This window comes from Streptomyces africanus (assembly GCF_002150735.1).
Taxonomy (GTDB): domain Bacteria; phylum Actinomycetota; class Actinomycetes; order Streptomycetales; family Streptomycetaceae; genus Streptomyces; species Streptomyces africanus.
The window spans coordinates 1-11,089 of sequence record NZ_MUKA01000324.1; the positions used below are offsets into that span (position 1 = coordinate 1).

At 72.7% G+C, this 11,089-nt stretch carries 9 protein-coding genes and 1 pseudogene; 2 read left to right on the forward strand and 8 right to left on the reverse strand.

Translation table 11 applies throughout. The features are described 5' to 3' along the window. The 6 genes from CCL05_RS33415 to CCL05_RS33440 form a co-directional block, all read right to left on the reverse strand. Positions 1–925, reverse strand: a 925-nt coding sequence (locus CCL05_RS33415; protein WP_086564411.1) for an RNA polymerase sigma factor, incomplete at its 3' end; no start/stop codon positions are given. A 17-nt stretch (positions 926–942) separates the two neighbouring features. Continuing rightward, entirely contained in the window at positions 943–1,350 is a 408-nt protein-coding gene (locus CCL05_RS33420; protein ID WP_086564404.1) for a YciI family protein, read from the reverse strand. Positions 1,351–1,492: 142 nt separating this feature from the next. Further along, complete coding sequence (locus CCL05_RS33425) at positions 1,493–3,139, reverse strand: glycosyltransferase family 2 protein (RefSeq protein ID WP_086564405.1); 1,647 nt, start codon at positions 3,137–3,139, stop codon at positions 1,493–1,495. After that, a complete protein-coding gene (locus CCL05_RS33430) occupies positions 3,136–5,331 on the reverse strand; it encodes a CDP-glycerol glycerophosphotransferase family protein (protein ID WP_086564406.1) in 2,196 nt (731 codons plus the stop codon). Before CCL05_RS33430 ends, CCL05_RS33425 begins: the two co-directional genes overlap by 4 nt. Before the next feature lie 88 nt (positions 5,332–5,419). Then, complete coding sequence (locus CCL05_RS33435; protein ID WP_086564407.1) at positions 5,420–6,250, reverse strand: ABC transporter ATP-binding protein; 831 nt, start codon at positions 6,248–6,250, stop codon at positions 5,420–5,422. Further along, on the reverse strand, positions 6,243–7,157 hold the full coding sequence (locus tag CCL05_RS33440) for an ABC transporter permease (RefSeq protein ID WP_086564408.1): 915 nt from the start codon (positions 7,155–7,157) through the stop codon (positions 6,243–6,245). The genes CCL05_RS33435 and CCL05_RS33440 overlap by 8 nt, the downstream gene beginning before the upstream one ends. 198 nt (positions 7,158–7,355) lie before the next feature. Between CCL05_RS33440 and CCL05_RS33445 the strand changes: the two genes are divergently transcribed. Then, a complete protein-coding gene (locus CCL05_RS33445; RefSeq protein ID WP_086564412.1) occupies positions 7,356–7,982 on the forward strand; it encodes a TetR/AcrR family transcriptional regulator in 627 nt (208 codons plus the stop codon). A 19-nt stretch (positions 7,983–8,001) separates the two neighbouring features. Here CCL05_RS33445 and galE read toward each other — a convergent pair whose 3' ends face one another. Further along, positions 8,002–8,982 carry a UDP-glucose 4-epimerase GalE gene (gene galE / locus CCL05_RS33450; RefSeq protein ID WP_086564409.1) on the reverse strand — a complete coding sequence of 327 codons (981 nt, stop codon included), beginning with the start codon at positions 8,980–8,982 and terminating at the stop codon, positions 8,002–8,004. 77 nt (positions 8,983–9,059) lie between these two features. Beyond that, positions 9,060–10,676 (reverse strand): glycosyltransferase family A protein, encoded by a 1,617-nt coding sequence (locus CCL05_RS33455; protein ID WP_086564410.1) that lies wholly within the window; start codon positions 10,674–10,676, stop codon positions 9,060–9,062. 172 nt (positions 10,677–10,848) lie between these two features. On the opposite strand from CCL05_RS33455, the pseudogene CCL05_RS33460 reads away from it, so the two are divergent. Beyond that, a pseudogene (locus CCL05_RS33460) lies at positions 10,849–11,089 on the forward strand (glycosyltransferase family 39 protein); the annotation flags it as partial.

An 11,089-nucleotide genomic window follows, 5' to 3' on the forward strand; every position in this document is an offset into this window, starting at 1 on the left:
CGACGGCGACCGCGCGGTTGAGCCGGACGACCGGGCTGTCGGTCAGGCGCGCGAGCTCGTCGTACCACTCGACGATCTGGACCCAGTCGGTCTCCTCGGCGGTGGGCGCGTCGGCGTGGAGTGCCGCGATGGCGGCCTGGGCCTGGAACTCGCCCAGCCGGTCCCGGGCGAGGGCCGCCTGGAGGATCCCGACGCCCTCGGCGATCAACGTGGTGTCCCACCGGCCGCGGTCCTGCTCGGCGAGCGGCACCAGGCTGCCGTCGGGCGCGGTCCGGGCGGCGCGCCGGGCGTGGTGGAGCAGCATGAGGGCGAGCAGCCCGGCCACCTCGGGGTGGTCGATGGACGCGGCGAGCTGCCGGGTGAGCCGGATGGCCTCGGCGGCGAGGTCGACGTCGCCGGAGTAGCCCTCGTTGAACACGAGGTAGAGGACGCGCAGCACGGTGGCGACGTCGCCGGGCCGGTCGAAGCGCACGCCGGAGACGGTGCGCTTGGCGCGGCTGATGCGCTGCGCCATGGTCGCCTCGGGCACCAGGTAGGCCTCGGCGATCTGGCGGGTGGTCAGCCCGCCGACGGCGCGCAGCGTGAGCGCGACCGCCGATGCCGGGGTCAGCGACGGGTGGGCGCACAGGAAGTAGAGCTGGAGCGTGTCGTCCACCGCGGACGCCGGCCCGGGCGCCGGCTCCTCCTCGACGCGGTCCTCACGCCGTCGGCGGGCGGTGTCGGAGCGCGTCGCGTCGAGGAACTTGCGCCACGCCACGGTCACCAGCCAGCCCTTGGCATCCCGCGGGGGATCGGACGCCCAGATGCGGAGCGCCTCGACCAGAGCGTCCTGCACGGCGTCCTCGGCCGCCGCGAAGTCGGCTCCGCGGCGGACGAGAACGGTGAGCACGCTCGGCGTGAGGCTCCTGAGCAGGGCCTCGTTCATCCGGGTCACCCGAGTGGTCACTCCGTGATGGTGGTCTGCACGCCGTAGAACGGGCGCAGTTCCAGCCACTCGTGGATGGGCTTCCCGCCCGCACCGGGGGCGGCCGACAGTTCCCCGGCCAGCTCCACGGCCCGCTCGTAGCTGTCGACGTCGATCACCATCCAGCCGGCGATGAGGTCCTTGGTCTCGGCGAACGGCCCGTCGGTGACCGGCGGGCGCCCCTCACCGTCGTAGCGGACCCACGTTCCCTCGGGCGCGAGCGCCTGGCTGTCGACGAACTCGCCGGTCTCCTCGAGCCGGGCCGCGAAGTCGCGCATGTACTGCAGGTGGGCCGAGATCTCCTCCGGGCTCCACTGGTCCATCGGCACGTCGTTGGCCGAAGCCGGGGCGCCGCGGTAGTGCTTCAGCAGCAGGTACTTGGCCATCGTGGTTCTCCTCGGTCCTGGTGCGACCCATTGTGGTCGCGTTCACCCCGGGGACGGAGCCGGACGCGGGTTCTCGACATCCCCGTCGACATCCGCGTGGATTTTTTTCGGCCCGGCCTGTTCCGGCTTCTGGTGGCCCGGCTTACTTCAGCGCGCTCGCCACCAGGCGTGCCGCCCTCTTCACCCGGGGCCGTGCCACCCGGCGGGTCAGCGGGCGGATCAGGGCCGCCGTCAGGCCCAGTGGTTCCCAGCGGACCTGCAGGCGGCCCGGGCCGTGCCCCTCCGGTTCCAGGGTCAGACGGTGGTGGGGGACCTGGGTGGTCAGGGCCGGGAACGTCAGGGGCGCCAGGAGCAGGCCCGTGTGGCTCAAGCCCTGGTGTTCCAGGCGGAGCAAGGGGTGGCGGACCCCGGCGAAGCCGTGGAAGGGGAGCGGCACCGCCGCCAGGTCCAGGTGGGCGTGGCCCTCGAAGAGGCCGGGGCGGACGGGCGAGAGACGGAACGGGACGCGCAGCCGGCGTCGGCCCGGGGCGATGAGGAGGGTCGCGCGTTGAGGGCCGACCGGGAGGCGCAGGGCCGGGTCGTAGGTGCGGACGGTGAGGTCGACCGAGGCGCCCGGGCCCCGGGTGATCTCCGTGATCTCGTGGCGGAACTGGGCGCTCGGGAAGGGGCGCGTCTCCAGCTCCAGATCCGAGATGTCCAGTTCGCGGCGGGACCCTGCGGAGGCGGGGATCCGGTCGCCCCAGTACATGCGGCCCTCCCCGTCCGTCGTGACCTGCCTCGGGGCCACGCCGTGGCCCAGGCCCCGGGCCGCCAGCCTTGCCTCCGGCAGACGGCGGTCGCGGATCAGCTGGAGGACCACGCGCTCGGCGCGGGGGAGGCGGGCGAACGCGCCCGGCGTGAGCGTGTCCAGGTACGGCGTGACGATGTCCGCGAAGGAGGACAGCCACTCCTCGTCCCGGTAGGGCAGGTCACCGGCGTACATCCGGAAGTCGTGCTTGAGGAACTTGTGGTCCTTGTCCTCCCGCAGCGACTCGTGCCCGCTCTCCGCCAGGAACGCGTCGATGAGGTGCTGGACGTGGACGCGGTCGCGGACGTTGGCGAGCTTGTGCCGCTGGTTGGATATCGAGGCCGTGTCGGAGGCGGCGAACGGGGCGACGTACCAGCGGTAGACCGGCTCCGGAATGATCGTGAACGCCTTGGCCAGGCAGTACGCCTGCGCCGAGAACAGCTGGTCCTCGTAGTGGATGCCCTCGGGGAAGCGCAGGCCGTGCCGGTCGAGGAAGGCGCGGGCGTACATCTTGCTGGTGGAGAGGTGCTCGAAGAACAGCCGCGGGTCCGCCTCGATGCCCTCCAGGGTGCGGCGCTCGGCGACCAGGTGCGGCATCCACGTCGAGCGGCGGCCGCTGTCGACCCGGATCCGCTGCACCGCGCCCATCGCGAAGTCGATCTCGCGTTCGCGGTGCGCGGCGAGCAGCAGCGCGACGGCGTCCTCGGGGAGTTCGTCGTCGCTGTCGAGGAACATCAGGTACGGCGCCCGGGCGATCTCCAGGGCGCGGTTGCGCGGAGCGCTGCATCCGCCGCTGTTGCGTTCCAGGCGGAGGTGGCGGACGCGGGGGTCCTCGGCGGCCAGACGCCGTGCGACCTCGGGCGTCCCGTCCGTCGAGTGGTCGTCGCTGATGACGATCTCCACGTTCGCGTGGGTCTGCCGGCGGACCGAGTCGACCGCGCGGGTGAGGCGTTCGGCGTCGTTGTAGACGATGACCGTCACGGTGACGTCGGGGGTGCTCATGCGGTCGCCTCCTGCGGGGTCGGGGCCGGGGTGCGTTCCTCGATGGGCAGCACCGGCGGCAGGGACCGTTCGTCCTGGCCGAGGAAGACCCGCCGGACGACGCGTTCGGCGGCGCGCCCGTCGTCGTACTCGCAGAACCGGCGCCGGAAGACGGCCCGGGTCTTCGCCGCGCCCTCGTCGCGCCAGGCATCGCCCGCGAGGATCTCCGTCAGCTCCTCCTGGGTGCGGGCGACGGGGCCCGGGGCCTCGGCCATCAGGTCGAAGTAGACACCGCGGGTGGTGCGGTACGTCTCCCAGTCGTCGGCGTGGATCACGATCGGGCGGTCGAGGTTGGCGTAGTCGAACATGATCGAGGAGTAGTCCGTGACCAGGGCGTCCGCCGCCAGGCACAGCTCCTCCACCGGGTCGTAGGAGGAGACGTCGATGATCCGGCCCGTGCGGCGCAGGTTGGTGAGCGGGGAGGCCGCGCCGCCGTAGAAGTAGTGGCCGCGGACGAGCAGGACCGTGTCCTCGCCGAGGCGGTCGGCGAGGGCGGCGAGGTCCAGGCGCGGGGTCCAGCCGGCCTCGTAGTCGCGGTGGGTGGGCGCGTAGAGGACGGCCCGGCGGCCCGGCGCGATGCCGAGCCTGTCGCGGACCCTGCGGATGTCCTCGGCGCCGGCCGTGTAGTAGACGTCGTTGCGCGGATAGCCGTGGTCGAGGGAGACGTAGTGCGACGGGTACGCGCGCTCCCACATGCGCGTGGTGTGGCTGTTGGCGGAGACGCTGTAGTCCCACTTGTCGATGCGCTCCAGCAGGGCCTGGAAGTCCAGGCCCTGCGCGGCCGCCGGGTACGCCATCTGGTCGATGCCCATGCGCTTCAGCGGCGTGCCGTGGTGGGTCTGGACGTGGATCGCGTCGGGGCGTTTGACCACCGCGTTGGGGAAGTTGACGTTGTTGACGAGGTACTTGGCGGTCGCCAGCACCTCCCAGTAGCGGCGGGTGCCGGGCACGACGTGGTCGGTGCCGGGCGGCAGCAGGGCCGCGTTCTCCTCGGTCACCACCCACACCGGGTGGATCTGCGGGGCCAGTTCGGCGAGTTTCGCGGCGATCGCGGCGGGGTTGCAGGCGACGCCGCGGTTCCAGTAGGCCGCGAACACCGCCAGGTGGGGGTCGACCGGGCGGCCGAGCGCCCTGCGGTACTGGTGGTCGCGGAGCTTGGCGCCGGCCTGCCGCCTGCGGGCCCGTACGGCCGACTTGGCGGTGCGGCGGGTGCGGTTGACGGTCTGGAAGGCCCGGTACCTGCCGTAGGCGCCCTCTTCGAGCAGGGAGCGGCGGACGCCCTCGAGTCCGGCCGGGCGCCGGTAGCCCTCGGGGCGGCGGCGCAGGGCGGCCAGGGACGCCCGGTGGAAGAACTCCCGCGCGATCTCCTCCGGCATGCCGCCGCGCGCGAAGGTGCGCAGGCAGTCGCGGACCATGACGTCGTAGAGCGCGGCGTGGGCGGCGCGGCGCTCCCGGGTGAGGTCGAGGAGCGACTCGTAGCGCTCGACGAGGCCGTAGTGCTGCTCGGGGGTGACCGGGGGCAGGCTCGCGGGGCGCAGCCTGCGGTCCTCGTAGGCGACGTGCGGCAGGCAGGCGACACGGCCGGCGAGCAGCAGGGCGGCCAGGGCGGCGTACGGCTCGTCGTCGGTGGTGAGCTGCTGCTCGTGCGCCCGCCAGAAGTCCGCGCGCAGCACGCGGGTGCCGAGCAGCGGGGTCAGGCGCAGCAGCGGCGCGCAGTCGTCGAGGGCGACGTCGGCACGGCCCGCCCGGGCGAGGAGCGGGCCGTCCGGGGAGGGCATGCCGGACGTGTGCCAGGTGCTGCGGGCGTGGTCGAGCAGGAGGACGTCGACCTCGCCGGGCAGCTCGGCCACCCGCTCGGCGACCGTGCGCGGGGCGCCGGCGGGCAGGCCGTCCTTGGCGTGGACGAAGTGCAGCCAGCGCCCGGAGGCCCGCGCCGCGCCCGCCGCCCGGGCCGCGGCGTCGCCCGTGCCCTCCGCCAGCGGGACGACCTGCACATCCGGGGCGTGCCGTTCGGCCGTCTCCCGGGCCCAGTCGCCGACCGCGGCCACGATCAGCTCGGCGTCCGGCAGCGGATGGGCGGCGAGGGAGTCGAGGAGTTCCGTCAGATGGTCCTGAACGTTCGGCCCGTGGACGATGACGCTGAGCTCGGGCATCACGGGGCTCCTCCCTCTCGGCGCACCAGGCGGGCCTTATGCGGTCATGGTGTCATCAATGCGGCAAAAGGACCGGCCGGGGTGCGCCTCACGAGGGAACGGGCGCCTTGGGCTTCGGCTTGGCCTGGGGAGACTTGTCGCCGGTGAAGGCCTCGTACTCCTTCAGGACGTCCTCCGTCGGCCCGTCCATGCGCAGTTCCCCGCGCTCCAGCCACAGGACGCGGTCGCAGGTGTCGCGGATCGACTTGTTGTTGTGGCTGACCAGGAACACCGTGCCGGCGTGCTTGCGCAGCTCGCGGATGCGGTCCTCGGAGCGCTTCTGGAAGGAGCGGTCGCCGGTGGCCAGCGCCTCGTCGATCAGCAGGACGTCGTGGTCCTTGGCGGCGGCGATGGAGAACCGCAGCCGCGCTGCCATGCCGGAGGAGTACGTGCGCATCGGCAGCGTGATGAAGTCGCCCTTGTCGTTGATGCCCGAGAAGTCGACGATCTCCTGGTAGCGGTCCCTGACCTGCTCGCGGGACATGCCCATGGCCAGGCCGCCGAGGTGCACGTTGCGCTCGCCGGTCAGGTCGTTCATCAGGGCCGCGTTGACGCCGAGCAGGGAGGGCTGGCCGTCGGTGTAGATATGGCCGTTCTCCACGGGGAGGAGCCCGGCGACGGCCTTCAGCAGGGTCGACTTGCCGGAGCCGTTGGTGCCGATCAGGCCGATGGCCTCACCCCGGTAGGCGACGAAGGACACGTTCTTCACGGCGTGCACCCGGCGCACGCCCGACGCCTTCTCCGTCTGCTTGCGGCGCACGATGCGGTTGAGGGCGGCGGTCGCGGAGCCGCGTCCGGCGCCGGTGCCGTTGACGCGGTAGACGATGTCGACGCCGTCGGCGACGACGGTGGGGATCCTGTCGTTGGTGAGGTCAGCCACGGCCGTACGTCTCCTCAGCCTTCCAGAAGTAGATGAATCCGCCGACACCGGCGACCAGCGCCCAGCCGGCGGCGAGCGCCCACACATGCGCCGGGAGCTGGCTCGCGTGGAAGCTGTCGATCAGGGCGAAGCGCATCAGGTCGATGTAGACGGCGGCCGGGTTGGCCGCCAGCGCGAGCGTCACCACGTGCGGGAGGCTGTCCTTCTGCGCCAGCTTGTCGATGCTCCACATGACGCCCGAGACGTACATCCAGGTGCGCAGCACGAACGGCATCAGCTGGGCGATGTCCGGGGTCTTGGCACCCATCCGGGCCATGATCATGGAGACGCCCGCGTTGAACGTGAACTGCAGGAACAGTGCCGGCACCGCCAGCAGCCAGGACACGCCGACCGGCACGCCGAAGCAGAGCAGGATGACGACCAGGGCGCCCATGGAGAACAGCAGCTGCTGGAGCTGCTGGAGGCAGAACGACAGGGGCAGCGCGGCGCGCGGGAAGTGCAGGGCGCGCACCAGGCCGAGGTTGCCGGAGATGGCGCGGGTGCCCGCCATGATCGAGCTCTGCGTGAACGTCCAGATGAACACGCCCGTGACCAGGAACGGGATGTAGTCCGGCACGCCGTGCTTGGTGCCGAGCAGCACGCCGAAGATGAAGTAGTAGACCGCCGCGTTCAGCAGCGGGGTCATCACCTGCCAGACCTGGCCGAGCTTCGCCTGGCTGTACTGGGCGGTGAGCTTGGCGGTGGCGAACGCGGTGATGAAGTGCCGGCGGGCCCACAACTGGCGGACGTACTCGGGCAGGGCGGGACGGGCGCCGCTGACGGAGAGGCCGTGGCGGGCGGCGAGGGCCGCGAGGTCGTCGTCGGCCGGGGCCGGTGCTTGGGGCGGTGTGTGGAGGACCTGGCTCACATCCGCTGCTTTCGTTCGGGGGGTGTGGGACCTATGGGGCCGTGAAGGGTGAGGGGACGGGGCGGTTCTTACCGGACTCTTCACCACTTCTTACGTCGGGACGGGACCGTATCGTCGCAACGAGAGCGTATGTCGTCCGTACGTCGGAACGCAACGTCGGAACGCAACCGTTTCGTCGTGACGCCCTATGCTGTCGGCATGACGACGAAGCCCGACGAGCCCCAGCAGCCCCCGCGCCGCCGGGCCCCCGCGGGGGCCGCCGTACTGCGGGAGGACGTGACGGAAGCCATCCGGGCGGCCGTCTTCGAGGAGCTCGCGGCCGTCGGCTACGCGCGGATGTCCATCGAGGGGATCGCACGCCGGGCGGGCGTCGGGAAGACGGCGGTGTACCGCCGCTGGCGCTCCAAGCTGCACCTGGTCCTCGACATCGTCTCGGCACTCGCCGTGCAGGGCCTGCCCGTGCCGGACACCGGCTCCCTGGAGGGCGACCTGCGGCTGCTGTACGAGGTGACGTCCCGGGCCCTGCGCCACCCCGTCGCCTCGCAGGTCATCCCCGACCTCCAGGCAGAGGCGGCCCGCAATCCCGAGATCGCCGAGGCCCTCCAGAAAGCCCTGCGCGAGGGCCAGGACGGGGTCGCGACCGGCATCGTCACGGCGGCCGAGGCCCGGGGCGAAGTCCGCCGGGGCCTCGACCACGACCTGGCGCTCGATCTGATCTCCGGCCCGCTCTACTGGCGCTCGGTGGTGATCCGCAGCCCGAAGCTGCCCAAGGGGTACCTGGGGTCGCTGGCCCGGGCCACGGCCGGGGCGCTGAAGGCGTTGTAGTCCTGCCGGACGGCTCGGATCAGTCCCGCGCCGCCTCCGGATGCAGGCGCACCCAGCCCTCCCACGCCGAGGTGATCATGTCCTGGACGTCGTGCCGGGCCTTCCAGCCCAGCTCCGCGGCCGCGCGGTCGGCCGAGGCGACGACGCGGGCCGGGTCGCCCGGGCGCCGGGGCGTGACCGTGGGCGGCCGGTCGTAGCCGGTCACCGCGTTGATGCGGTCGATCATCTCGCGGACGGAGACGCCCTCGCCCCGGCCGATGTTGAGCGTGAGGTCGCGGCCGGGGGAGGAGCGCAGCACCCGGGCCGCGGCGACATGGGCCTCGGCCAGGTCGACGACGTGGATGTAGTCGCGTACGCAGGTGCCGTCCGGGGTCGGGTAGTCGTCGCCGAAGACGCGCGGCGGGGCGTCCTCCGTGAGCTTCTCGAAGACCATCGGGACGAGGTTGAACACGCCGGTGTCCGCGAGCTCCGGGCTCGCCGCGCCGGCCACGTTGAAGTAGCGCAGGGACGCGGTCGACAGCCCGGTCGCCCGGCCCGTCGCCCGGACCAGCCACTCACCGGCCAGCTTCGTCTCCCCGTACGGTGACATCGGCACGCAGGGCGTCTCCTCCGTGACCAGGTCCACGTCCGGCATGCCGTACACCGCCGCCGAGGAGGAGAAGACGAAGGACGGCACCCGAGCCGCCGTCACGGCGTCCAGCAGGACCCGCAGGCCCTCGACGTTCTCCCGGTAGTAGTGCAGCGGCCGCTCCACCGACTCGCCCACCTGCTTCTTCGCCGCGAGGTGGACGACGCCGGTGACCGAATGCTCCGCGAGGGCGCGCGCGAGCCGCTCGCCGTCCAGCGTCGAGCCCGTCACCAGCGGCACCCCGGCGGGCACGCGCTCGGCGATGCCGGTGGACAGGTCGTCGTACACCACCGCCTGTTCGCCCGCCGCGGTCATCGCCCGTACGACGTGCGCTCCGATGTAGCCGGCGCCGCCGGTGATCAACCAGGTCATGTGCGGCCGTCCCCTCGTCAGTTGGCCCAGGGCGGTGCCCTGTCGGTGGTACTCCGTACCGATACGCCGTCGCGCTCTCAGTGAAGCAGGCGGCGCAGCCTGCCGCGTACGACGGACAGCACACCGCGTACGCCGGGTGCCACGCGCAGCGCCAGCGCGCCCGAGTGGGTGGCGTACGGCTGTACGAGTACCACGCCGTGCCGGGCGTTCGGGACGGCGCTGCGGCGCAGCAGACCGGCGCCCGTAAGGGCGTGCGCCGTGACCTCGCGGCTCACGCCGTCGCGGAAGCGGATCCGAAGGCGCAGGTCCCAGGTGCCCACGCCGGGCGCGGCCAGCGCGGCAAGGTCCACGGTCGTCTCCGCCGACCAGGCGCCGGCAGCCGGCACCAGCGCGGCCGTACGGCGGACCGCCTCGCCCCCGTCGTCCCGGTGCCGCCACTCCGCCTCCACCGCCTCCGGGCCCGCCCGCGCCACACGGCCGTACAGCTCGTGCAGGCGCAGCCGGAGCCGGGCGCCCCGCGCGCGTGGCCGCAGTTCCGCGTCGACGGCCAGGGGCAGCACATGCACGGGCCGGGTGAGCAGGGGCTCCAGGGAGACCTGCGGGAGGTCCTCCGACCAGACGGGCGTGCCGTCCGCGGCCCGGGCGTACGGCGGGTACAGCCGGGCCGGGCGGGCCGCCAGCTCCCGCAGCCGGGGCAGGTCGCGCGGCTCCGGGGAGGCCAGGACGACCCGCCCCAGCAGCCGGCCGGGAGCGGCCGGATTGCGGGCCCAGTCGTCCGCGTCGTACTCCGCGAGATGCGCCCGCGTGAGCTCCCACCACGCACGCTGGTAGGCGACGTCGCGCAACCCCAGTTCCCGCACGTACATCCGCAGGTCGTGGTCGAGGAACTTGGCGCGCGCGACCCGCGCGAGTTCCTTCTGCCCGGCGCCCAGCAGGGCCTCGTACGCCTGCCGGCACGCCTCCGTACGGGCCCGCCAGTTCCCGACGCCGGCCCGGTCCAGCGAGATCGACAGCCGCTCGGCGGACCGGCGCACGTGCCAGACGTACACCCGGTCCGGAACCAGGGCGATACGCGGGGCCGCGGCCAGCACGCGCGCGGTGAAGACGACGTCCTCGTAGGGGAAGCGGCCCTCGGGGAAGCGGATGCCGTGCTCGCGCAGGAAACCGGTGCGGTAGAGCTTGTTGACGCAGAGCGTGTCGTGGACCAGGAGCGGGCGCTGCGCCGGGTGCGGTACGACGGCGTGCAGCGTGTACAGGCGCGCCTGCCAGGGCACGTCGCGCCCCGACGGCAGTTCCCGGCGCACGCACAGGCCGCTCGCGACCTCCGCGTGCGCGCCCGCCGCCGCGCCGAGCAGCGCGTCGACCGCGCCGGGCGGCAGCACATCGTCGCTGTCCAGGAACATCACGTACGGCGACGTCACCGCGTCGAGCCCGGTGTTGCGCGGGGTGCCGCAGCCGCCGCTGTTGGCCCGGCGGCGGATGACCTTCAGCCGGGGCTCCGACGCGGCGAGCCGGCCGAGCAGCTCGGCGCTGCCGTCCGCCGAGCAGTCGTCCACGGCCACCACCTCGCGCACGGCAGGGCCCTGGGCGAGCGCCGAGCGCACGGCGTCCGTCACATGGGCGGCGTCGTCGTAGCCGATGACCACGACGGCGACCTGGGGGAGCGGCCTCTCGGGGTTCTGTGCGGCATTCATTACGGCGGCATTCATTACGGCGGATCGTAAGCCGGGCGAATGACATGAAAGTGGTAACACACCACCAAGTGTCACCAAAGTCGGAACATCGTCACAGAATCGGGCCGTGATGAGCGGACAGTCGAGGGGGAGCGGCCGGTTCGGTGCGGGGGCGGTTCCCGTGGTGGTTCCCATGGCGGCGATGCTCGCGATCGGGCTGTGGGGCCTGGACCGCGGTGGCATGTGGGGCGACGAGAGCGTCACCTTCCAGGTCGCGCAGCGCACGGTGCCGCAGATCTGGCGGCTGCTGCACGACGTGGACGCGGTGCACGGCCTGTACTACCTGTTGATGCACGCCGTCCTCACCGTCCACCCGGGCGAGGTCGTCCTGCGGCTGCCGTCGGTGTGCGCGGCGACGGCAGCCGCAGGACGAC

Excerpts from the sequence above, each read along its gene's own strand:
- CCL05_RS33430 (WP_086564406.1), bottom strand. The coding sequence starts at position 5,331 with ATGCCCGAGCTCAGCGTCATCGTCCACGGGCCGAACGTTCAGGACCAT.
- CCL05_RS33425 (WP_086564405.1), bottom strand. The coding sequence starts at position 3,139 with ATGAGCACCCCCGACGTCACCGTGACGGTCATCGTCTACAACGACGCC.
- CCL05_RS33420 (WP_086564404.1), bottom strand. The coding sequence starts at position 1,350 with ATGGCCAAGTACCTGCTGCTGAAGCACTACCGCGGCGCCCCGGCTTCG.
- galE (WP_086564409.1), bottom strand. The coding sequence starts at position 8,982 with ATGACCTGGTTGATCACCGGCGGCGCCGGCTACATCGGAGCGCACGTC.
- CCL05_RS33455 (WP_086564410.1), bottom strand. The coding sequence starts at position 10,676 with ATGAATGCCGCACAGAACCCCGAGAGGCCGCTCCCCCAGGTCGCCGTC.
- CCL05_RS33445 (WP_086564412.1), top strand. The coding sequence starts at position 7,356 with ATGACGACGAAGCCCGACGAGCCCCAGCAGCCCCCGCGCCGCCGGGCC.